The following is a 23,853-nucleotide window of genomic DNA, read 5'->3' on the forward strand; positions in this document are numbered from 1 at the left end:
ATGAAAATCATTATCAGTATTTACCATAAGGGGGATTCATCATGAATCAAGGAACAAAGGGGCAGGCTGCTGGGAGCAAGGCATATACTGCTCACAAATCACGATTATTCATGGGCTTGATGTTGGCCCTTATTCTTGTCCTGACGGCTTGCGGTGCCGCAACAGGTACAGATAGCGGAAAACAATCTGCTGCAACGCCAGGCGAGACACCTGCGAATGCAGAAACACAGACAGATGGAGCTTTTCCTGTAACGATCAAGGGTATGAAGGGTGACATCACTCTAAACGAAAAACCACAGAAAATTGCAATTCTCGATGTTAAGTTTCTGGATCAAATGTTAGCCGTTGGCGAGAAGCCGGCAGGCAGTGTTATTGCAGGAGGGAATACCGATTTTCCAGAATATTTAGGAGACCAACCGAATGGCGTAGAAGTTCTGGGTACACGGGACGAGCCTAACCTGGAAGCCATTGTTGCACTTGACCCGGATCTGATCATCATGACCGACTTTCAAGAGAAACAGTATGAAAGTGTAAGCAAAATTGCACCTACCCTCGTACTCGATTTCTACGAAGATTGGCGGGAGACGTTAGCTACAGTAGCTCAGATTACAGACAAGCAGGACGAGGCAGAGAAAGTACGTACAGCGTATGAAGACAAAATTGCCGGGCTGAAGACAAAATTGTCAGAGAAGCTGGGCGATGAAACGGTGGCGATCATTCGTCCACGAAAAGAAGGAATTCGTGTTCACGGTATTGAGCACCGCATTGGCGGTATTATGTACAATGACTTGGGGCTGAAGATGCCTGCTGTGGTACAGGAGATTAATGAAGATGGTTCCGTAGAAATCTCGATGGAAAAAGTGCCTGAGATCGGGGCAGATCGTTATTTTGTGTTGTCGGATGAGCTGTTTGCCGCAGAAGCTGAGGCGATGGTGAACAATCCGGTATGGAAGTCTCTTGATGCTGTGAAAAATAACCACACGTATGACGTAAACTCAACACTGTGGATTGCATACTACGGACCTCTTGCGATTAATCTGATTGTAGATCAGGCATCGGAAGCCCTGCTCGGATCGAACTAATATGAACCGATATCTCTCGACAGACGCATGGAAAGAGACGGTAGAGGATCATTCGATTTTGCTTGGTGAGCCGCCTGAACATAGTGTCCGTACCATTGCTTTGAGTGAGTTGCATGACGAAGAGGCGTGTCGAGAGTATATCCGCTGGTTTCAGAACTATATCGATGCGCCTGACATGAAAGTCGCAGCCTCCATGTTAGCCAAGCGGCTTGGCTATCTATGGACGACTCCGCTCGTGACCGCGATGACGTTTCATCATCAGCATGTAACCTTTCAGCTGGAGAACAGCTTTCTCTATCATCCGGCACTCTCAGATCATGAGGGCGGCACACGATTTCCTTTTCTAGCGGTGAATGCACTTCAGGCTGAAGGACTAACGGGAGACAGGGGAGTATGGCGGGAAAAGGTGCTCGAGGAGATGTTTGCGGTACAGCTTACACCTCTGTTAAAGACACTTGCTGCGATTGCACCTCTTTCGATGAGCATTCTCTGGGAGAATATTATGGTACGGATTGGCCGACTATTCGCTCCTGATGAAGCCGAGACAGAGCAGGAAAGTAAGATCATTCGAGAGGACTTTTCCTATCTGACGCAGGTGGCATCCGGGGAAGTGTTTGGTGAGAGGAAGAATCCGTTAACCCGCTTCACCGATTGTAAGGACAATGTGCATGTTGCCAAAAGCGAGCGAATTACCTGCTGTTTCTATTACCAGATGTCAGGTGAATATTGTCTCAAATGTCCGAAAATTGACAATGAGAAAGAATCTCAACTAAAATGACAACAGCAAGAATTTTACCTTTGCGATTGTCAGGAGATGAGAGAAATGCCGCTGCAAGAACAGACAAGTCTATGGTGTGATACAACGATCAAGATGCTTGACGGGTATAGCGGTACTTTGCAGACAGGCAGCGTTTTACACGAAACGGATTTAACTTCAAATGTGCTGCTGCTGGCATATGGAGGGGAAGGGGAGCTTGCAATGGATGGCGAGGGTTGCCACATTGGAGCTTCTTTTGCCTGTCATGTGGTGAAGGGAGCATCCTTTACGCTGACGGCCAGATCAGAAGAACTTTATTATATCGTAATCATGTACGAGGCTTCTTCCATGGAAGGAGCCTCCCATGCCATGCCCTCGTATCGCAAACATCCGCTGCAAAATTCGTTTATTCAGAACCCTGTGACTCAGGCAGAATGGATCCAGAATGCGGAAAAAATCGTTGCCAAATGGCGTCGTGGCGAAGGACTGGAACGGTTTCATGCCCATGCGTTGCTTCAGGGGATGATCTATGAACTGATCATGGAGTATGAACGTGGTCAAGGCGGAGCAGAGTCCGACTTGGTGGATGTAGTCGTGTCATATATATCATCGCATTATCGCCAGAATCTGGAGCTTAAGGAGCTGGCAGCCCTTGCCGGATGCAGCGTAAGGCAGTTACAGCGACGATTCAAACAAGAGAAGCAGCTTGGACCGATGGAGTACGTCATCCAGCTACGGATGGAAAATGCATCACGGATGCTGCATCATACAGATGCGTCCATTGGAGAAATTGCTGAAAAGATGGGCTACCGCGACATGTATTATTTCAGTAGGGCATTTAAGAAATATTATGGCGTCCCTCCGCTGCGTTATCGGCTTGATGCCGCTAAGGAAACAGATGCAAATTATGCTCAATCCTTACTGCGGAATCGCATGGCTTCTTCGTACGAGTCGGACCAAGGTCCAGTGATATGCCATATGCGAGGTGAATATCCTGTCACCCGTTCTCCACAGCGAATTGCCGTACTTGATGTGCAATATGCAGATCATTTGCTTGCACTTGGATTGTCTCCAGCGGGAAGTGTGGGATTGGGAAGTGGAACGTTCCATTTCCCGCAATATATCAGGGCAGGACTTCAGGGTACCGAATTACTCGGAACGTATGAGTACCCTGATCTGCTTGCGGTAGAACGACTTGCACCGGATCTGATTATCTGTACCGAGGTGCATGATCAGCATCATGAACGGTTAAGCCGGATGGCTCCAGTTCTTATGTTTAAGCGCAATGAGAGCTGGCAGACCATTCTTAGCCTGTTCGGTGAATTAACTGGTAAACGAGCAGAGGCAAAGCGAATACTTGCGGATTATCACCGAAGAACCACATTGCTTTCTGAAGAACTTGCTCCAGTACTGGCAGGTAAAAGCGTGGCACTGATTCGTCCACTGGATTCTCTGGTTCGCGTACATTCTGCTTCGCATCGTACAGGTGCTGTGCTGTACCGTGATCTGGGTTTGCCTGTCCCGTTATTTGTAGCAGATACCACCGACACGGCCTATCATATCTCCGTTGACAGACTACCGGCTGTGCAGGCGAGCCACTACTTTTTGCTTAGCAATGAGATCATGCAGGAGGGCATATCCGCGACCGAGCAACGTGTCTGGGGGATGCTTGATACAGATGAGCGACAGCAAATACACTCCGTAGATGCCGCGACATGGATCGGTTGTTATGGGCCAACAGGCATCAATGGCATTGTGGATCAGATTGAACAGGCGTTGTTGGGATGAGAGGGAGTTCTGATGTGACTCCCTCTATTTCTTTATATTCAGAATTCATCAAATTAGTGGATAACTTCCTTAAACAGAGGTTTATCTTAATTTCAGAACACAATCATTCTATTATGTAGATCGCATTTGTTTCTTCATTTTATTGTTGCGGAGAACGTTGACAGAAGTAATTGACGAAAGATACAATCCATATATTCCCTATAGATTCAAATTGTTTATATAGATTGATCGTTTTAAAAATAACTTCAACTCTCTATTTGGAATTTGGTTTCTTGGATATACCTTCAGGAAGCGATAGTGTCTCAATACTTAAAGGATCGTAGTTAACGAAAACAAATACCTTCTTTTTCTTATCGCCTTCAATGTAGCCATGGAGGCCTAACGAATTGGATAGATCGGGAGGAGAGAATTTATACTCCGTAAAACGAACGGTTACACCGTATTTTTCGAGAACATAATTTGCAGCGAACTTCTCGGCGGAGGATACAATCATCTTTTCCTCTTTGGAGGCACATGCTCCAAGCAAGAGAGATGAGATAATTAAGATTACAAACAGGAAGAAAGGTTTTCTCAAAAGGGACACCTCTACTTTCTTTCATAAAAAGGAATAAATGCACTATAAAGATTGAATTATTACTAGTTTACATAATCATATTGAAATGTTCAATTCAGGAGGTATTTATGCGGAACGATTACATTATCGATGAGGTGTATTAGAAAATAATTGATCCTTGCTTACTAGAACAACATTCATGCCGGAAACCCTTTGAGGTGAACAGATTATGCAGGCGTTTTGGTTGGAGAGGCAGGTTTTCATGAGAAAAATAAACCGTCCCGTAGTAGGTTGAAGCGCGTGCAACCATATACCAAAGGAGACGGTTTCTTTGTACATTTTACATACTTGAATGAGGACACATTGGAATAGGCCGAGTGTTAATAATGCAGGAACGATATACGATACGAGTCAGGGGGATATGTTAAAATGATAGAAAGTTGAACCAATACGAATAACAGGAGGTATAACACATGAAATGGCAAGAGGTTAGAGAACTGTTCCCAGACCAATTTGTTCTGGTTTCTATCATTCATTATCATGAGGAAGATAACAAAAAAATTGTAGATGAAGTTGCACCAATTCGTACCGTATCAGAACAAGATGCGAATAAAGAGTTTTTTCGAGTAGAGCCTGGTAACGTTGTATATCATACGTCGAATCAAGACTTTGTGATTCATCTCCGTAAAGATCCATTAATGAGAGTGAGACGTAATACGAATGAAAATTAACTATGATGGACAGCTAATTACAACGTCACTTACCGTTACATTTAGAGGAAGAACGCTGATAATAGACGATGTTATTATAGACACTGGATCTTCACATACGATCATTAGTCCTGATATTTTAGAGGAAATCGGCGTGACTTATGAAACAGGGGATTCGATTTTTGAAGCATACGGGATTGGAGGGAGTATTCCTTTCTACACAAAAATCATGGATAGGATTGTAATAGGCACAAACTATATTGAGAATATAGAGATCGATGTAGGCATATTGCCTAAAGATCATAAAGGTCTTCTCGGGTTGGATATTCTGAAACAACAAAACTTTATTATTGACTTGAAGTTACTAGAGTTACGTAAGTGAATTTTGAAATAACGGCTATGGTGAAATCTACTTAGAGGGAGAAGCTATGAACGAAAAAGCTAAAGGGAAATTAAAAAAGCAATTCCTACTCATCGTTTTATTTGTTTTTATAATTGGAATTCAATTAGCTACCAGATACTTTGTATATCATCCTCCTGCATGGACAACTGCATTATCAACATGTAGCTTTATTATATTTTGTATACTGGGCCTTGTAATTTATCTTGATCTCAAGAAACAAGAGCAGTTCATAACGATCGGACAAATTGTAGATGTGAAGAAGAATAAAAATATCATTATAGTCAAAGGATTGGGACGAGGTAATAGCAAAGTTTTATTCAAAGATAGTCCTATTCTGAATATGATGCAGTCAAATGACCTGATTGAAATCACGAGATTAAAATATACAAAAATGATAACGAAAAAAGTGTATAAGGACGAAGAGATACAATGTTGAGCAAGTGGTGGAAGAGTTGTAGTACTTTACATAAAATAGAGGATGAATTTTGAGATACGTCTAAGGTAGAAGGAGAGAATGTAAATGAACAACATAAACTCTCATAATTGCAACCTAAATATAAGGTATGACCTGCCTGATGAGGTATGGGCTAAAGTTTCTAAAGTATATGAGCGGATGCCAGGGTGGATTGGTTATAAAAGTGGAATTCCATATTGGTTTGGAACTGAAGAGGATGATGTTTTCATTGAAGCATCCGTTGAGCCTAGTGGGTTATCATTTTATGCACAGATGAATAGCGATGTATGGATATCTTGGATAGAAACATTTAAGTTGGAAGCGACAAAAGTGTTGGGTTTTGATGTTGGTGAACCTGAAGATGGATATGTGTGATGAAAGAAGGAGGATAAAAAGAAAAAGTGATAAATTCTATTAGCATTGATGAACGGAATGGGACCACATTTATTGAAGAGATCATTATGAACCCTACATGGGCAGACAGTTTACGTTTTTTGAGAAAACTCGATGGAGATAAATTTACATTAGTTTTTTTTGAGGTATCTGACACAGGTTCAGCATTAGTTGGAGGCGGACCGGACTATTTTGTAGTGTCTATTACAATTGATGAACATATATATACGCTTATGAACGATAATCGGGGAAATAGTGAAATTTCTCTAGTTATCGGTGGTCAGTTAGGAAATTATTGCGATAACATTTGTATAGAATTAATACCCATGCTTGAAGTACTAAAGTATTTTTATGAAACTGGTAAACTACACGAATCACATCAATGGAAGCAAGAATAATAATTACTGGTCAGTTAGGGTTCTCGGGCTCGTAAACACCAAAGGTTATGTGCAATTGTATTAAAAGAGTTGGAGTAGGAGAGTTCTGTGGTGAAGCGGAAATTCAAAAGTCATTTTTTTTATATTGTTCTACTGTCAGTTCCATTTGTAGTATTAGAGGTTTTACTTTTACTAAAATATCCTAACACCGGATTAGGCAGGATTATAAGCTTGCCCATGACCTTTTTGGTGAATGGTATGATTATTCTGATCTCATCCAGTTTAGTTTATTATTTGCTTAGATACACCAGATTTAGAGTTGTTGGGCTAGTTATTCTAGGATTAACGATATGTTTAACTCTTATCGTAACAGTATGGTTGTATCCGCAGGATTCATCCAAACATATTTCAAAAACTATAGTAGAAGATATCAAGAGTTTAAGGAGTAAATAAGGAATTTAATTGTGAAACAGATAAAATCAATTTACTAAGATATTGGATGTGACTGTATGAATCATGAACTATTCAATAAAATCAATGGATATTTAGAAGGGGTAAGTAATTTAATTACTCACTTCGGAGGATGTTATGGGCACGAATATCAGTTTATAAAAATTGATTCGCCAATAGAACGAGCAATAGAACTTCATAATACTAATGGTAATTTAAAAGATCACAAAGATATTAAATATGTAGGACTAAGCGAATTAGATGATTGGAAGGATGAGATATTTAATATTACCGCAAGATGGTTTTTCTCTTTATTTCACTTACAAAATTTTGGCGTAAGTGTTAAATATCCGGACACTGATGGAGAAACGCCTGCAGAACTAAATAAAGAGTCAAATAACGTGAGTAATAAACTGATTAAACTGTTGGAAGAATTCTTTGAAGGGTCAAATGTTAAAGCTTATAGACTGGTAACAGAGGTTGAATGGAAAGATGAGTTTGATTGGGAACAGATTTATTTTTCGCTAGGTAATGAAGTATTTATCTTAGATCTATATCAGTGGGGTTAACGGACAACTTTGCACTTCTCAATCTGTCGAATCATTCCCGTTGGTATTTAATAAGTGTTAAAGGAAATTAACAAGTCAAAAAAATAAAATAATGATAACTTGTGAGGCATTATGAAATTAATAAAATTAAAGGGCACTAAAACTGAAGAAGATATAAGAAGAGAATTAGTAGGATCGCATGAGTCATTATTTAATGATGAAATAAGATCAGGTTTGCTTTCAGTTATTAAGAGGTTTTTTCCACAAATGAAAACTGCCTATATTTTGTTCTGGATACCTGAACAAGGGGAAGATATTTTTTCGTTGCTGATTAATAACGATACAATTGCAAAAGTAGAAATCGATCGCTACGACCACGATATTAAACCTATAATTGAAAGCAAACAACTAGACAATACCTATTTAAAAGGACTTAGGAAATATGCACGGATTAGATTAGCGATTGCACTTGAACTTGCAAATATAGATCTAAAAAATGAAGAGAAAAATTAAAGGAGTTCCTGAATTGAAGAATCAAAAGCGTTTAATGATTTTACTATTTCTTTTAACAATACTCGCCCTAAGTGGATGTATTTCATACAGTGTGAAGACAGATAAAATTGTTGAGGACGGGTTGATAATAAACTCAAGTTCATTTGGACTGGGAGAGAGCGAAGAAGATGCAGGTATTACAGTCGTAACATACAATTTCACTCTTCGAAATAGAACCAATAAATCAATAATGTTAAAAACAGTTGAACCGATCTTGAGTAAGGATATTCAGGAGCGATTAATTGATAGGGATATTAAATTGGACATAAATATGAAAATTGATGGTAATAGCTCGGAAGAACTGACAGGTACTTATAAATTAGATACTAAAGGGCTGGATAAAGAAGGAATAATCAATTTAAACATTAATGTTAACGAATTTAATATAGCATTTGAACAAGTCATAGGAATGAATGAAGTAAATAACTAATTTGAGATGACTTTAAGAAAATATATCTAACAACGAGGTGTATTCTTATGGAAAGAAAAAAAGATGATAACAATCAGATGGCTGTAATTCCAGAGCACCATAGCCCTGTTCGACATATGCTTAATGAAGCAAATGGACTACCGAGCAATCAATTTATAGACAGTTTTAAGAAAGCTCAGGATACTCCAGATGCATATGTAATTATGGAAGGTGATGATGGAGGACAAATCTACTTGTCTTGCCCTATGAAACTAGTAAATTGCAGTGAGGAGACATTACATACTCTATTAAAAGATTTAGATACCATTGCATGGGACTGTAATGAGGGAGAAGGCCAAGGACTATTTTACGAAAAACTCTTTCCTGGTGATGGGATTAGTGGAGGTATGGGGGGAGGAGATGTTGAGGAAGGACTATGGATTCATGAAGAATTTATAGATTTACAATTATATGATGAAATTCATGAAGTCATATTAGGCAATAAAGAAAGAATAACAAAGTAATAGAATTAATGAATCTTAAGGGCCTTCAACATCGGATAACAAAGTGTTAATGTTGTGGATTGGCAAACTGTTGAAATACTTCATACGGTGTTAAGCAAAATATGTGAGGTGAGTTATGGGCGTAAGAAAAAAATATAAACGTAAAATCGTTCGATCCAATCGATTATTTTATTGGTATGTTGAACCGGGTATTGACGATGAAGGAATAATCAAATTACATATTGTTTCTGAAGATAAGAAGTTAATCGTCACTTATGAAGTGGGACAACATAGTATTAAGAACAAGCTCCCATATATAGTCATCATCGGAGAAGAATTCGAAGGCTGGACGTTAGAATATATAGGATACAGAAGAGTATTAACACCGAAATGGAGCGATGAGATCATCACGCCAAAATGGATAGGTGAAATTATTGATTGGTGCCTCTTGAAAGATAAAGAAATAAGCATCGTGAATTGGAAAGGTGAAATTCTTCGGCCTCTCTCTTGAATAGAGTGTAATTGCATTTGAGAATAATTTAGAGTCATGTGGACTTTTTTGAAAACGCATACGTGAAAACAAAAGATGAAATTAACATTTCATATAAAAGGAGAGAAGCTAATGCAGATGAATCGTGGACATCACACGGTAAACAAAGTAATCGCTTGTGTTCTGTCATTCATATTTATCATTATGGCAATAGCGGTACCTGCCCACGCTGAAGAGAAACAGGTGGAGACTACACCATCCAGAATTCCTTTATCCAAGTTAGAGGAAACGATTGATGCTTATGTTGCCTCGTATGAGAAGTACACCGCTGCCGTTTCGGTTGTGGCTATCAAAGATGGTGAAACCATTGTGAATAAAGCATATGGTTACGCAGATATTGAGAATCAGCGGAAGGCGGATACCTCTACTGTGTTTGAATGGGCTTCCATCTCTAAACTGTTGGTGTATACGAGTGTGATGCAGCTTGTCGAACAAGGAAAGCTTGATTTGGAGACGGATATCCAGGAATATCTGCCAGAGGGATTTTTCAAAAAGCTGAAATACGATGATCCAATAACCCTTTTGAACCTGATGCATCACAATGCGGGTTGGGAAGATCAAACAGCGGCCGAGGTGTTTTATTACTCTGAGGATGAAACGTTAGAATTAGGAGAAACGCTGCGTAAAAATGAGCCGAAACAAATATACAAACCGAATAGCATAGTGGGTTATTCGAACTACGGTGTTGGTCTAGCCGGTTACATCGTGGAAGAGATAAGTGGCCAACCTTTTTATGAATATGTCAATCAACATATTTTCGAACCGCTTCATATGAACGACACCTCGATTCATCCAACGGGGCAAGATCATCCAGACCTAGTACAAAGAAGGAATGAGATTGAAGGGTATACAAAAGATTTAAAACTGATCCCTCAGAACAGAGGATACGTAACCTTTTATCCTGCCGGGGCAGCGATTGGGACAGCAGAAGATTTAGGGAAATTCCTTGCTGCGTTGATGCCAGTAGATGATAGCAATGTATTATTTAAGAACAGGGATACGTTGAACGAAATGTTGTCAACAAGTCTATATTATGACGGGACTTCTACTCCGCGATTTGCGCATGGGTTCGTTGAGATGGAATACTGGGTGCCTACACTGATGCACGAGGGGAATTTGAAAGCATTCTCCAGCAAAGTTGTCTTTGATCCGGAATCTAAATTTGGGATGGTCGTCATGACAAGCCAGTCTTTTGAAGAAATTTATGGTTATGGACTTATTAAAGAAATTTTCGGTGATAACGTCAATTCTAATAGAGTTACTGCGGAGGGGGGAGGATATTTTCAATCCGCACGACGGGCAGCATCTAGATTTACTAATTTATTTACGGCCCTTGATATAAGGAAATTCACAAAAGCTGAATTAAGTAGTTCTTATCATGTTGTCGAGCATAATGGTGTTGTTGATAAAATTTCCTTTACTCCTTACATTGATTACTTGCCTATATCTAATTTAAAGGTGAACTTGATTAAAATATCTTTTATTCCTGCTTTGCTTGCCGCCATTTTCACTATAATTGCTTTGATCGGCTATGTAATCCGGATGTTTCTTACCAAACTACATAAACGAGGAAATCCTACTACCAATTTTAATAAATATCATCTTGCCATTAATTTTGCAGGTGTGGCACTCTTTCTTAATCTTTTCATCCTACAGACGAAGTTGAGGTTTCCGAATTATCCTGCTTATTCTTCGTTACGGATTAATTTAATGTTTAACCTACTTTATGTAGTTCTAGCAGTGGCGTATCTTGGCTTGCTTATTTACAAACTGCGGAAGAGTAGTTACAGCAAAAAGCAAAAGGTGATGTACATCATATCTGGCATCTCGGCTTTTATCTTGGCTGCTTTTATTGTGGGATGGAATTTGTACGTTTAGAGTGTCAAACGCTGAATATAGATATTTCAAACATTACAATGGCTCGCGGATGACTTCTATACATCGTTGATATTATAAGTGGAGAAAATTATAAAAAGTAAAGGCAGCAGTTCCTTATGTGGGACTGCTGCCTTTGTGTTAGTATGCCCTTTGGCAAAGTGTACCGCGGCATATTGAAGGGGGATCAAGATCATCCTATTTTTTGTCTCTCAAAATAAATAATTTAATAGAACTGTAAATGACCACCAGAATATTCAATAATAATAGACCTATATATCCATCCGTTAACTTTGTTCGTTCAATCCACTTGTTCACTAACTCTCCGGTGAGAGCTTGTTTTTCTAGATACTTATTTATATCACTCTGATGGATTTCATCCATATACATTAGTGGAAACTCCATGCTGTTGGGAGAAGCAGCTAGCGGAGGATAGAACTCTACCCATTTTTGACTAGCCCATCGATCATACTTATAATTAATGTCTCCGCTGGAATCAAAGTTATCCCATCTTAGGAAACCCAATAGTAATAAAATAAAAATCGTGACGATGCTAAGTACTAATTTCTTGTTTTTCAAATAATCCACATCCTTATATTGCACTAAGTATAACTATTTTTCAGATATACCTAGTGCTTGTGGGGGATAAAATTCTAAAACTGATCTTTTATTTTAACTCTTCTTTGATCTCTTCAACAAACTCTGTCGCATTTGTATCTTTAAGCTCTTTAAGCGTTTTAGAATTTGTATTAGAACTAACAATACCGTTGTTATCCACTTGCCATACTCCGTCATTAAAGTTATAGGACCAATAGAAGCCATCGGATGTACCGTTTAACATTAAAACAACTTCATCATCCGTTTTTATTTTATCGGTACTTTCTGTTCTCTGTAAGTAGGTTATTTCATTCCCAACTAAATCTCCAGAAATCACCTCTTCAATCTTAACTTTCACAGGAGAAACTAAATATGAAGTATCGACTTTGGGATTAGAAATACCGGACTCTCGGCGTATCTCAGGCATCTCTTCAATAACAACACCTTTAACAATCAACTCAGGAATTGATAATTCTTCAGCAATAGAGTCGCTCTGAATAGTTGCAAAATGATTATCAACATCGTGGTTATGTATTGATGAAGAGTAAACATAACCTAAGCCAACACTAAACGAAATACAAACAATTGAAATCAGAATTTTTCTCATTTTTTCCACTCCTATTTATATACACTGTTAATATCATTAATATCTGTTGACGTAGGTGTTAAGGAAAAATTATTGTCATTCCACATACTTGTTTTCATAATTGAACTTACTCCTATTAAACTGTTATGGCGAATAGTAAAGGCATGACCAAGTTCATGAGCTATAACTCCTCTTCTTCGATCTTGTTTTGTAGATGATAACAATCCTCCAGTATCTTTGGCTATATTAATATAAATGGCAGCGTAATCAATACTGTTAGAAGAAGTGCAATTATTTGTTATTAAGTTAGTAGCACAAGCAAATGTACCATCATATGGTTGTGTCCACGCATATGTGTTTGATCCCCAGCCATTATTATTCCATGTTTGTGCATTAACGGCCCTAATATCAATATTAGATGAAGCAAACGAAGCTGTTGATAAGTTTAAATTTGCACTTGTGTTCTTCCATCTGTTAATACCTTCCGTTAGGTCTGTAGAAGTATAATCTCCACCGGTAGCATATTCAGTACTAATTTTAACAGTTAATTTTCCTGATTTAATAAATGAACTTTTCCACTTGTATGGTTCCATTTGAGCGAAAACATTTGAGCTAATGAAAAATGTAGTAAAACAAACTAGCAATAGACTTAGTACGAATTTCAAGTTAATTTTCACAATAATCCTCCATTATTTTCTAATTACTGGCCAGTTTTAACATATTATCATATTATACTTATTTTTTATATACTAAAATGTAAAAATTTATTTTTTACTTAAGGATTCTTACATTTATTATAGTAGGTGTGAGGTATTCTATGACGAGAATTATGGTTACGCCAGAGCAACTTTTTACAATTAGTAAACAGTTCTCTACAGCTTATACTACTCTTCAACACATGAATGAAAGTCTTCTGCGAAGCATGACTGATATTGAAGCGAACTGGGATGGGAGTACTAGAGAAAGGTTCTACTATGATTTCAAGAAGTCACAGCTTGTTATGACTGAAGTTGTCACACTCATGAGTTCAATATCAACTGTGTTACATAACCATGGAGAAAGATTTCTCCAAGCTGATCACGGGTTGGAAGGGCAAGTAGACATGAACTGTTTACCACCACCACCGAATGCTTGTGGCCCACAGGAAGGTGTAGACGATCGTAATGCAGTTGAGAAGTCTGTAGATAGTTTAAAAGAGCTAGGACAAGCATTTATACAATCGGCAGATGACCGATATCAGAAGAGATATGATAGTGTAGGCGGATTTCTGGATTACTGGACATTTGGTATTCCGAGTGGACTCGTAAACGGGTATGTTGATCGAGCTGACAAAGCTTTTGAGTCGCCTCAAGACACACTGAACTGGTTGACATTTGGAGTCCATGGAACGATTAGAGAAGCCGTTTTGCCTACAAATGCTTGGTCAAGTGAACATTGGGCAAGTATGCTTGGTACAGGTGGTATGGTATTAGGCGTCGGCTCTGTTTTCAAACCTAAGCTGCATATCGATACCCCTGTCAAATACGATGGCGCGGTAGATTTTAGACAGATTCTCAGTGACGGACAACGCAATGAGCTTCCGCTGACGGATAACCAAAAGCTTGAGATAAAGAGTTATTTGAACAAGCTTGATTTCCCCGAAGAAAATATCTTAATCGCACAACTAGGTTATTATGATACATGGAATACAGGCATGATGTATAACCGCTTGGTCATCAATACGGATGTCTTACCAGCAGCAGCCCCAGGAGTAGGGACTTTGAGTGCAAATACTCGAATCTCAATGAATGCTACATTAGCTCACGAGATCGTTGGACATTATGAGGCTTCTATTGCAGGTAGAGCGTTCCCACTTTATGATCTTCCTCCTGAAGTCATCAAAAGAAACTATGCTCTTGATGAGGCTCAGGCAAGTATCCGGGCAGCGAGATTTGCTCCTGACCTCAATTCTACTGAACGGTATGCTTTATTGAGAGATGCCATGGTTAGACTTCGTAATGCCGATCTCAGGGTAAGAGATGTCAAAGGCGAGCTATTTATAGATCAGAGATAAGGTGGCCACAGAATGGAAACTAAAATGCTGTTTGGCGTGGGGTTAGTCTTCGATACACCGGAATTCGGAACCATCGTTATGGGGGCCAATGAAGAGTTGGATGAGCTACTTCCGTCAACAATCAAAGAGATGATCGGTGAGCAGATTATCATCAAAAAAACGGATGGGGAAGAGCAAATGTTTGGAGTTGTTTCTACTCAAATTAATCATTCTATTGCGGGTAAAAAAAATATCGGTATATGTTTGGGTAAAAGTATATCCCCAGACGAAATACCTGCGGGTTCAATCGTCTACTGTTATCCATGAGGACAAATTGACAGTAGGTATGCTTTGTTGAAGCTACATGGAGTGGCAGTTTTTTATTGCACTGGCTGTGCCCATCTTTACTTTTAAAGATCATATATGTTCCGAAAGCAATGGAAGGTCATCTTATTCCCTTTTTGGGATGAGGATAGCCTTCCTTTTTATTTCTCAAAATTGCGGAGAAAGACATAGACTTAAACAAAGGAGAGTTTTCTATGAACGATGATACTACAACGGAAAAGAAGATCACCATAACTAAAGGTTCTACTCATTCATTGCATATTCGTTGTCCCTATAACCCTGCATATATTCAGCGCATTCGCCAGATTACGGGCAGAAAGTGGGAACCCAAACAGAAAATGTGGATCATACCCTACACTATTGCGGCCATCCAGGAGTTTACGAGCCAGTTTGATCCAGATGAAGTTCAGATTACCCCGGAGTTGTGGGTTGTCAATGAAGAACTGCAGCAATGGAAAGCTAATAGGGGAAACAACCAGTGGAACAAAGAACCGTTAAAGAAGGCACTAAAGTTACGAGGATATAGTCGTAAAACGATCAAAGCGTATTGTAATCAGGTCGAGCGTTTTCTAAGCAGCCTTAGCCTTAAAAATAAGGATGTCACTACTTCCAATGTTCAGATGTATTGTTTAGGTTTGCTGGAACGAGGAATTTCCCATTCAAGCGTGAATCAGACCATTAGCGCGCTCCGCTTCTATTGCAAACATGTGCTCCATCATCCTACGGATATCCAGTTTATTCGTCCCAAGAAGCAGACCAAGCTTCCACAAGTGATGTCCGAAAAGGAAGTTGCACAATTACTCAAATCCGTAACCAACCCTAAACATAAGGCCATATTGTTTCTGACCTATTCTTCCGGGCTTCGTGTAGGTGAAGTTGTGCGTCTGCGTTGCACCGATCTGGATATTGAAAGGCAGACACTCATTATGCGACAGGGAAAGGGTCAAAAGGATCGGAGAACGCTTCTTTCAAGCCTTGCCTGGGATATGGTGCAGAAATACATAGATGAATACAGACCCAATCGTTGGCTGTTTCCGGGCCAATCTTCTGATCGACATCTTACTGAGCGGAGCGTACAGAAGGTTTTTGAAGAAGCTAGACAACGCGGCAGGAATTTTGAAAAAGGTAAGTATTCATGCGCTGAGACACTCCTTCGCCACTCATTTGCTGGAAAATGGGACAGACCTGCACTACATTCAGGAGTTACTTGGTCATACGAGTGCACGTACAACTCAGCGATATACGCATGTTAGTACGAAAAACATCCAGCGTATTCAAAGCCCACTGGATCGGATAGATTTGGGAGATTGAGTGCTAGGCTCCTCCTTCCTTTTTTTCATCGAATTTTTCTTCGCAAATGTAACAATATGGGTTATTATATACGTAGTTCAGCTAAAGGACAGGATGTGTGGCATTCATGAAGTACATAAACTAGAAGTTATATGCAACCTGGAGGAAAATTATTTGTTGAAGTTTTCATTATACTAAAAATACATAAAATAATATCATTCAATTAAAAGATGAGTACCCAGATAATACTAGGATTGAATGTAATACAAGTCAATGATAAAATAAAGAGACAGAGCAAATCTTATTTTATGTGGAGTATGTTAGTCAGAATGTTAAGAGTATAGAAACTAGTATCACAAAAATGTGAAATACAAGTTCAACTTGTTCAGAAAAGGAGAAACAAATGAGTGAAGATCCTAAGTTGTTTATATTTAACAGTAAAGAAGATTTAATCATGTATACCAGTCTTGTATTGGAACTATCTATCAGACATTTAGACAGACATAAAAGGTATTTAGAGGAATGGTCTAGGTTTTTGAAAAATAATAAAAATATAGATTATAGAAAATATAAAGAAATAGAAGATAAATTGTATTCTCCGCAAAATTATTTGTTGAATTTGTTTGCAGACAAATCAAAAAATTCAGCCTCTTACGCTCGTATAAGAAAAGTAATGTCAAAAAAATCAAAAGAATTTAACATGAATTATGTAGAGCATCATCAAAAAGATCTTGAAATAATGAATGATTTGTATAAACGCAGGAATTATGAACATCATTTCACAGATGCTAAGATGATTGAATGGGGAGATTACAGAAAGAAACAACTTAAGTCGTATCCGGGATTTAAATGGCCGTCAGAAAAAATTGAGGTTAATTATAGCCAATTTATAAGTAAAGAAGATGCCATGAAAAGTTTTAAATTAGCCCAACATTTGCAAAAAGGATTTGAAAGACTTCTAGAACTGCTTAAAGAAGACTATTCAGAAATGGTAGGGGAAAGAGTACGAGTAATAACAAGAACTTTGCCATCTTCGATTCCGAAGCATAATCTCCATATTTCTGCTAATGGTCAACTTAGACATTTTGGTAAAAAGAAAGATTGATATTAATGGAATTTCAAAAATACATAAAATAACTGGAATAGATGAGCGCCCTTCGGGCGCTTTTTTATTTAGTTTAAAGTGATACATAACTTATTCGAAAATTTTAAGAGTCAATGAAGATTAAAGATATACGTAATGAAGTAAAAGATTAAAGAAAGAACCCAAATAGAAAAGCAATTAGACGCACAGTTCGAGTTTGAAAAAGACATATGAATAATTATAATTAAACAAATAAGTTAATAAGATTAAAAGTATCTGGAAGATCACAGGCAGCATATAACATAATATTCACGCTACAGGCATTCGTCCTTGGTCCAGCATACGTCGGGTCGGATCGTCAATACAGGAACGTTGTATGAAACCTGAAATACTGATAAATTCTAGGAAATATTGAAATGAAGAAGCGCCGAATTACTTATCGGCGTTTTTTTATGTAGGGTTCGAAAATCAAAGAGAATTCAAAGATAACAAGACAATTGAATGAGGAGATCAAGAGTTGAAAAAGGAAGCACTAATTCCCTTCAGTTCAGACGAATAAAAAGGAGAATAAAAAGAGAATTTTAAAAGATAATATCTCTAAAAAATGAAATTAAAAACTAAAAAACTATTGTGAAAAGATAGAAAGAAAGCATAAAATTGAAGAAGGAAATAATAAAATAATATTAAGATGAATTGGAAGGTCACAGGCAGCATATAACATAATATTCACGCTGCGGGCTTACGCCCTTGGTCTGGCATTTGCCGGACACCCGACATGCGTCGGGTCGTGAATACGGGAACGTTATAAGAAACCGTCGAAAAATATATACAAACAAAATACGACAATGATATACTAATTTAAGTAAAATATATAGGGGGGATTCCAAATGAATATCGCCATAATTATAGGTGTTAGTGAATATTTGGATATTCAAAATAATTTGCCAGGATGTCAAACTGACGTCGAATATATTAATAAATTATTATCAGGAATTAATAAGTTTGATGAAATTTATATTTTAGATACCAAAACAAATAGTATTGAGATTAAAAATCAATTGTCTACATTTGTATCAAGATATCGAGACAAACAGATAGATGAACTGTTTTTCTATTACACCGGGCATGGTGAATTTTTTAATAATGAATTTTATTACATACTTTCAGATTTTGATAAGAAGAAACGAAAACAAACATCGCTTGAAAACAGTGAACTAGACAATCTTTTTAGAAGTTTGAGTCCAGAGTTGATTGTGAAAGTCGTAGACGCTTGTCAGGCTGGAATTACATATGTTAAAGGTGGTGACAATTCATTCGAAAAATACTTAAATGAGACGGGGAATTCTTATAAGAAATGTTACTTTATGTTTTCTTCACAGAGCGAACAGTATTCATATCAAGATGATGTTAGCCACTTTACTCAAAGTTTTGTAAATGCTGTTGTTAATTACAAATCAAACGACATTAGATATAAAGACATTATAGATTACATTTCAGATGAATTTGAAAGTAATTCTGTTCAAACTCCCTTTTTTGTTACTCAGGCCAATTTCACGGAGAAATTTGCAACACTTACTGATGAGATAACAGAATTTCTTTCAAAACTCCTTACAAAACAGAATTTAGAAATCCAAGAAAACAAAGATAAAACGCTACCATCACTTGAACAATTTGTAATGCAAGAAGCTGCCATATATTGTTCAGAGTCTGATATGCTAAATATTCTAGAAGAGATTAAGGGGTATATTGAAAGCTATACCTTTTCAACTACTCTTAATTCTCTGTTTGATTTTACTATTGAGTCACATAAAAATCTTGAAAACAGAAAACTGTCGGAGCCAATAGTGCCCAAAATTAACTTAATTGGTAAGTGGTTGAACGACAACAAACACGATTACTTTGCTAAACCGACCATAGCGACCGAAACATATGAAGAAGAAGTTGAGGATTTTTCTACTCTTAGCTCAGTGGCAATCAGCTTAGGACACAACAGGCCTAAAAAAATAGTCAAGAAAACCAGAAACGTTATTTTGGGTTATACTACTACATATGATTATCCGCATAAGGTCATAAAGATTACAATGAAACCTAAATATGAGAATCTCCAATGGTATAATTGCTCGATATTAGTCATGACTTCTAAGGTCAACATTAGATTCTTTTACTTTTGTTCAAATTATGAGGAGACTAATTGGAATTATAGAACTGTTAGTAATAAGTTTGATTGGAAGACAGTTGAGGTCAAATTGAAAGAAATAGATAAAATAAAAGATAATCTTAACAAAATAATGGAAGAATATTCCAACTGTATTCTTAACCCCTTAATAGAGAGATATAATTCTTCAAATAATACACAAAGTAAGATTCAAGACGATTCCAAGAGTACGAAAGCGAAAACAAAGGAAACCAAGGAAGAGATACCCGTAAGTTAATGCTACATGTTACTAAATGTCCTAACCATGTTAGTTATTGGTGGGGCATTTTCTTTAGTAACTCGAGGGAGTCGTCGGAATCTTATAACAAAGTATTCGCGCTGCGGCCCATTCAGCACTTGGTCTGCAGATGTATTTCCGGGGAAGAGGATTCAGCAGACAATCCTGCGAGGCAAAGTGGCGGAGCCACCCGGGCCTTATGGGCCTTAAGCCTCTCGGGTTCGTGAATACAACAACTTTATAAGAAATCGGCATAAAGAAATGAGGACATAGGAGGATCAGATGTTACGTTTTATTGATGATGAATTAAAAACACAAACTTATGAGTTATTATCATTTTTTGAGAAGAATCAAATTGAATTTGAATTTTATGATTTGGATAATCCCGAGGATTATGAAGAAGATATTATTATTGATTTGGAATCAAAGATGAATTTTGGTTTGCCTCATTGCGAGGATTATGCAGAGAGAACTTTAGGTGAAGTTCTTACAATAATAGAGGAAGTAAAAGAATCAAAAATTGTTGATGATTACATCTATATCAGCCCGAGGAGACTATTAATTAGAGTGGACTCGTTAAATAGAGAAAAAATTATTGCCCTTGAAGAAACAGTGGAGGGGGTATTTAATACATCTCTTACTGTTGATAATCAAACTCTTCTTTTTGATTTAGTTAAAGAGCAAACAAATTTTGCAATCGTTGTTACCGTAATGAACAATTACGACAAATACTTCCCACCGGTGCTTTATGAAGATCTCTTCATTGAAATTACTTCAGAAAGACAAATTACTGAAGAACTTATTGATGAGTTATCCCAAGCATATATGTTTGAACTTAGTTCTTCATTAAATATAAAATTATTTTATTCCCCGAGACCTGTATATTTTGAATTGGAGTATGAACTACAAGAAGGCGAGGAGAAGGCTAGACTTCGACCTTTAGTAGCAGGGAGAGGGAATAAGGAACTGTACCAAATTTATAACTCGTGCGCCAGTATAGAGGACCCCGAGATTTTAGTTCTTATGTATACAAAAGTAATAGAGTATGTTTCCCAGACAGTCGTGCGGCGAGAATTACTAGATTCAGTCATGACAAAATTGTACAGCCCTAAAACGTTGAGTCCGGATGCGGGATATGTTCTCGAATTAGAGAAGCTGTTTGATGAGTTGGGAAATTTTAAGAAAGATAAAGAAGCAATTAGAATAACAATCGAAGTATGTTGTGATGTTCTAGAGTTAAAAGAATTTGCTCCAAAATATTTAAAGAATCTTAGCGAAATTAATCTTGAGAGTACGAGAGAAGAAAGGAAGCGTGCACTTCTAGAATTATCAAACGCAGTTTCAGATACAAGAAATATGATTGCTCATGCAAAGACAAATTATAAAAATAAGGGGTATGAGTGTCCCAAGAGCAAAATGAAAGAGTTCTCAAACTGTTTGAAAATTCTTTCTGATCAGGTTATAAGATGGTTTTCTAGACAACACGATGATTCAAAAGTGATATAAGTTAAAACGGGGATATTACAACGAAGATGCCGATATCTTATAACACCGCATTCAACGCGTCGGTCGCTGCCGCTCCCTCTGTCCGCCAGAGGCATTTCGGAGAAGCGGATTCAGCGGACAACCCCTGCGAGGCTAAGTCTTCGACCCGGCCGGCGATCACTTCGTTTGATAGCCGCGGCAACTTAAGCCTCTCGGGTTCGTGAATGCGTGAGACGTTATGAGAAATTAAATTAAAGGGGAAACCAAGAGTGGGAAAAAAACTAACTATATTTCTTGTGGATGGGTCAGAAACAGGGCCTAGAACAATTGAAATCGGTAATTGGTCAGGTAAGGCTTTATATTCACAGCGTTCTTCTTTGCCTAAAATCATAGAGCGACCCGAATTTAATAGACCAGGAGTCTACATTCTAAAATCTTTACCTAACAACGACAACTATAATGAACGCATATACATAGGTGAAGCAGAGAATCTTAAAAAGAGATTAAAGCAACACTTAGCGGATTCAGATAAGGATTTTATCGAAATTGTAGCCTTTATAAGCAAGGATGAAATGCTTACTAAATCTCATATCAAGTATTTAGAATCTCGAATTATTTCTTTATCTAAGGATGCGAAAACAGCCGAAATTGATAATGCTGTACAGCCTGAGTTAACAACTCTCCCTGAAGCTGATATTTCAGATATGGAATACTTTTTAGAGCAGATGAAGTTGATTTTTCCAGTAGTTAATTTTATGTTCTTGGTTCCTTCTACCCTTAAACAATCAAATGATAATGTAATTTCATTACCTCCGGTTAGTAGTGACATCATATACACGCTAAAAAGCAAAAGAGCTTCTGCTAAATTGATAGAAACTGAAAAAGGCTATGTAGTTCTATCTGGATCTCAAAGCTGTAAACAGACGTCAAGTTCAATTTCCGAGGGATGGATCAAGCAGAGAAACAAATTGATAGAAACTGGAGTTCTGATTGATGGCGGGGAATTTTATATATTTAATGAGAATGCGATTTTCTCCAGTATCAGTGCAGCGACTGCTGTAGTATTAGGCCGTCAAGCAGCAGGCCCTGTAGAGTGGATAGATGTTAACGGAAGAACGTTTAAGCAAAATCAAGAAAAGAAATTTGAAAGTGAAAGCAATGAAGAGTAATTTGACATCTCATAACATAATATTCAAGCAGCGGCTCCTGATGGAGCCTAGGTCTGCGGGAAGGATATCGAAGAGGGATTTCAGCAGACAACCCCTGACGGGGTTCATGAATACAAGAACGTTATGGGAAATTATCAAATGCTACTTTTTAAAATACTTTATTATTGATTTGAGATCTTTAAAGTATTTATCCAAGGATATTTGTATTAATTTCATGAAATTTTCTTCTTTGATTTGGCCACTTATCTTTAATTGGATTGCAGAGGTGATCACAATTAGTACAATCCCAACCCCAGACATCAAAAAGAACTGAAGAGGCGTTAGTAAGTTGCTTACAGTAGCCAGCAATGCAAAAATGATTGATATAGAAATCAAAGTAAATATACCACTGATTATGTATTTTTTCATTTGAATATGCCCTCCATTATTAAGAGCTCTTTTATAATTTTTCATATCAATAGATTTAAGGTTCTCAATAAATGCATCATCTTGCTTCATTTTAGCAATGAATTGAGGCCATAAATTCTTGTTTTTTGACAATAAATTATTAATTTTTGTAAGTTGGTTTTCTGCAACAACAATATTTTGCTCGATTTCAGGAAATATGTATATTGAATTAATCGTATGAACATAAGCATTCCACAATTCAGTAACCGTTTCAATTAGTATTGTTCCATAAAGTTTTGACGATTTGTCAATTGACCCTAAAGAAATTGATTTTACAATCGCATAATTCGAGATAACCATTTCATAATTTGCAAGAACTAACCTCTCATAATGTGGTTCTAAATATGGCAAATATATTTTCACTGTCTCTAGTAACACTAGCTGTTCATTGATAGATTTTTTGTAATTATCTAATGAAGCAGTAAGATTATTTTTGCACTTCTCAAAGTCCCCCATCACAAAATAATATTGAGAGCTTAATTGGAGGGAATAATATGTCCAACGATTCTTATCATATAAAAAATCTTCTCTTATATTATCTTTAATTGATGGCTCAAGCAAATTAATATAATGAAGCGTATTATTAATGTGGTTGTTTGCTAATTGAAAATTAGCTAATGATTTCTCATATTTGTGAATTCTGTGATAATAGATAAATAAGCAATTATATTTTTCGTAACGAATATGTTCCCTATTTATTTTTATGAGATCATTGTGTATTGGTATGTCTTTGTAGGTATTATAAATCTGATCATATCTCTTTAAGGCCTCATTGAAAATCTCAGATGCTTTTATTAAGTTTTCAAAACTAGTATATTTAATCCCGGCTTGATTTCTCAAGGCAAAGGCGTGTTCTAATAGTTGATCTAAATTTAAATCTTTAGTATGCATGGCTATTCTCCTAGTATTTTTTTAGTGAATTATAACAAGTATATTAGGTGAAGTCGACAACCTCTCATAACATAGGATTCACGCTGTGGGC

25 protein-coding genes and 1 pseudogene are annotated in these 23,853 nt (G+C 37.4%); 21 read left to right on the forward strand and 5 right to left on the reverse strand.

Annotation, left to right across the window (positions count from 1 at the left end; translation table 11 throughout):
- Positions 1-41: 41 nt before the first annotated feature.
- The 3 genes from MHI12_RS07555 to MHI12_RS07565 are packed head-to-tail and all read left to right on the forward strand — an operon-like array spanning position 42 to position 3,627.
- On the forward strand, positions 42-1,082 hold the full coding sequence (locus MHI12_RS07555; RefSeq protein WP_405172010.1) for an ABC transporter substrate-binding protein: 1,041 nt from the start codon (positions 42-44) through the stop codon (positions 1,080-1,082).
- Position 1,083: 1 nt separating this feature from the next.
- Entirely contained in the window at positions 1,084-1,860 is a 777-nt protein-coding gene (locus MHI12_RS07560; protein ID WP_405172011.1) for an IucA/IucC family C-terminal-domain containing protein, read from the forward strand.
- 45 nt (positions 1,861-1,905) lie between these two features.
- Positions 1,906-3,627 carry a helix-turn-helix domain-containing protein gene (locus tag MHI12_RS07565; RefSeq protein WP_405172012.1) on the forward strand — a complete coding sequence of 574 codons (1,722 nt, stop codon included), beginning with the start codon at positions 1,906-1,908 and terminating at the stop codon, positions 3,625-3,627.
- 253 nt (positions 3,628-3,880) lie between these two features.
- Here MHI12_RS07565 and MHI12_RS07570 read toward each other — a convergent pair whose 3' ends face one another.
- Positions 3,881-4,201 carry a hypothetical protein gene (locus MHI12_RS07570; protein ID WP_341006390.1) on the reverse strand — a complete coding sequence of 107 codons (321 nt, stop codon included), beginning with the start codon at positions 4,199-4,201 and terminating at the stop codon, positions 3,881-3,883.
- Positions 4,202-4,653: 452 nt separating this feature from the next.
- Between MHI12_RS07570 and MHI12_RS07575 the strand changes: the two genes are divergently transcribed.
- The 11 genes from MHI12_RS07575 to MHI12_RS07625 all read left to right on the forward strand — a co-directional run bounded on the left by MHI12_RS07575 (position 4,654) and on the right by MHI12_RS07625 (position 11,407).
- A complete protein-coding gene (locus MHI12_RS07575; protein WP_062833241.1) occupies positions 4,654-4,911 on the forward strand; it encodes a hypothetical protein in 258 nt (85 codons plus the stop codon).
- Positions 4,901-5,272: a retropepsin-like aspartic protease gene (locus tag MHI12_RS07580; RefSeq protein WP_062833242.1), complete on the forward strand. Its 372-nt coding sequence runs from the start codon at positions 4,901-4,903 to the stop codon at positions 5,270-5,272. The genes MHI12_RS07575 and MHI12_RS07580 overlap by 11 nt, the downstream gene beginning before the upstream one ends.
- Positions 5,273-5,318: 46 nt before the next feature.
- Positions 5,319-5,729 (forward strand): hypothetical protein, encoded by a 411-nt coding sequence (locus tag MHI12_RS07585; protein ID WP_405172013.1) that lies wholly within the window; start codon positions 5,319-5,321, stop codon positions 5,727-5,729.
- An 84-nt stretch (positions 5,730-5,813) separates the two neighbouring features.
- Positions 5,814-6,122 (forward strand): hypothetical protein, encoded by a 309-nt coding sequence (locus tag MHI12_RS07590; RefSeq protein WP_145146568.1) that lies wholly within the window; start codon positions 5,814-5,816, stop codon positions 6,120-6,122.
- Positions 6,123-6,148: 26 nt separating this feature from the next.
- A complete protein-coding gene (locus MHI12_RS07595) occupies positions 6,149-6,538 on the forward strand; it encodes a hypothetical protein (protein WP_341006392.1) in 390 nt (129 codons plus the stop codon).
- Positions 6,539-7,026: 488 nt separating this feature from the next.
- The gene (locus MHI12_RS07600) at positions 7,027-7,536 is read left to right on the forward strand and encodes a hypothetical protein (RefSeq protein WP_340019710.1); all 510 of its coding nucleotides are present in this window, start codon (positions 7,027-7,029) and stop codon (positions 7,534-7,536) included.
- A 111-nt stretch (positions 7,537-7,647) separates the two neighbouring features.
- Complete coding sequence (locus MHI12_RS07605) at positions 7,648-8,028, forward strand: hypothetical protein (RefSeq protein ID WP_341006393.1); 381 nt, start codon at positions 7,648-7,650, stop codon at positions 8,026-8,028.
- Positions 8,029-8,041: 13 nt separating this feature from the next.
- A complete protein-coding gene (locus tag MHI12_RS07610) occupies positions 8,042-8,497 on the forward strand; it encodes a hypothetical protein (protein WP_341006394.1) in 456 nt (151 codons plus the stop codon).
- 47 nt (positions 8,498-8,544) lie between these two features.
- Positions 8,545-9,000, forward strand: coding sequence for a hypothetical protein (locus MHI12_RS07615; RefSeq protein WP_341006395.1), 456 nt, complete (start codon positions 8,545-8,547; stop codon positions 8,998-9,000).
- A gap of 115 nt (positions 9,001-9,115) precedes the next feature.
- Entirely contained in the window at positions 9,116-9,490 is a 375-nt protein-coding gene (locus MHI12_RS07620) for a hypothetical protein (protein WP_405172014.1), read from the forward strand.
- Positions 9,491-9,601: 111 nt separating this feature from the next.
- Positions 9,602-11,407: a serine hydrolase domain-containing protein gene (locus MHI12_RS07625; protein WP_405172015.1), complete on the forward strand. Its 1,806-nt coding sequence runs from the start codon at positions 9,602-9,604 to the stop codon at positions 11,405-11,407.
- A gap of 195 nt (positions 11,408-11,602) precedes the next feature.
- Here MHI12_RS07625 and MHI12_RS07630 read toward each other — a convergent pair whose 3' ends face one another.
- From MHI12_RS07630 to MHI12_RS07640, 3 genes are all read right to left on the reverse strand, one after another.
- Positions 11,603-11,983: a hypothetical protein gene (locus tag MHI12_RS07630; protein ID WP_405172016.1), complete on the reverse strand. Its 381-nt coding sequence runs from the start codon at positions 11,981-11,983 to the stop codon at positions 11,603-11,605.
- 88 nt (positions 11,984-12,071) lie between these two features.
- Positions 12,072-12,608: a hypothetical protein gene (locus MHI12_RS07635; RefSeq protein WP_405172017.1), complete on the reverse strand. Its 537-nt coding sequence runs from the start codon at positions 12,606-12,608 to the stop codon at positions 12,072-12,074.
- Between the two features lie 11 nt (positions 12,609-12,619).
- Positions 12,620-13,264 carry a hypothetical protein gene (locus MHI12_RS07640; RefSeq protein WP_405172018.1) on the reverse strand — a complete coding sequence of 215 codons (645 nt, stop codon included), beginning with the start codon at positions 13,262-13,264 and terminating at the stop codon, positions 12,620-12,622.
- Between the two features lie 140 nt (positions 13,265-13,404).
- Between MHI12_RS07640 and MHI12_RS07645 the strand changes: the two genes are divergently transcribed.
- The 7 genes and pseudogenes from MHI12_RS07645 (at position 13,405) to MHI12_RS07675 (ending at position 22,424) form a co-directional block, all read left to right on the forward strand.
- The gene (locus tag MHI12_RS07645) at positions 13,405-14,640 is read left to right on the forward strand and encodes a WXG100 family type VII secretion target (protein ID WP_405172019.1); all 1,236 of its coding nucleotides are present in this window, start codon (positions 13,405-13,407) and stop codon (positions 14,638-14,640) included.
- A gap of 12 nt (positions 14,641-14,652) precedes the next feature.
- On the forward strand, positions 14,653-14,946 hold the full coding sequence (locus MHI12_RS07650; RefSeq protein WP_405172020.1) for a hypothetical protein: 294 nt from the start codon (positions 14,653-14,655) through the stop codon (positions 14,944-14,946).
- A 356-nt stretch (positions 14,947-15,302) separates the two neighbouring features.
- Positions 15,303-16,275 (forward strand): annotated as a pseudogene (locus tag MHI12_RS07655) (tyrosine-type recombinase/integrase).
- Positions 16,276-16,657: 382 nt separating this feature from the next.
- Positions 16,658-17,359: a hypothetical protein gene (locus MHI12_RS07660; protein WP_405172021.1), complete on the forward strand. Its 702-nt coding sequence runs from the start codon at positions 16,658-16,660 to the stop codon at positions 17,357-17,359.
- An 866-nt stretch (positions 17,360-18,225) separates the two neighbouring features.
- Entirely contained in the window at positions 18,226-19,770 is a 1,545-nt protein-coding gene (locus MHI12_RS07665) for a caspase domain-containing protein (protein ID WP_405172022.1), read from the forward strand.
- Between the two features lie 282 nt (positions 19,771-20,052).
- Positions 20,053-21,276: a hypothetical protein gene (locus tag MHI12_RS07670; protein ID WP_405172023.1), complete on the forward strand. Its 1,224-nt coding sequence runs from the start codon at positions 20,053-20,055 to the stop codon at positions 21,274-21,276.
- Positions 21,277-21,524: 248 nt separating this feature from the next.
- Positions 21,525-22,424 (forward strand): GIY-YIG nuclease family protein, encoded by a 900-nt coding sequence (locus MHI12_RS07675; RefSeq protein WP_405172024.1) that lies wholly within the window; start codon positions 21,525-21,527, stop codon positions 22,422-22,424.
- 141 nt (positions 22,425-22,565) lie between these two features.
- On the opposite strand, the gene MHI12_RS07680 is transcribed toward MHI12_RS07675, so the two are convergent.
- Positions 22,566-23,762 carry a hypothetical protein gene (locus MHI12_RS07680; protein WP_405172025.1) on the reverse strand — a complete coding sequence of 399 codons (1,197 nt, stop codon included), beginning with the start codon at positions 23,760-23,762 and terminating at the stop codon, positions 22,566-22,568.
- Positions 23,763-23,853 lie beyond the last annotated feature (91 nt).

Source organism: Paenibacillus sp. FSL H8-0280 (assembly GCF_045040665.1).
GTDB classification, from domain to species: domain Bacteria; phylum Bacillota; class Bacilli; order Paenibacillales; family Paenibacillaceae; genus Paenibacillus; species Paenibacillus xylanexedens_A.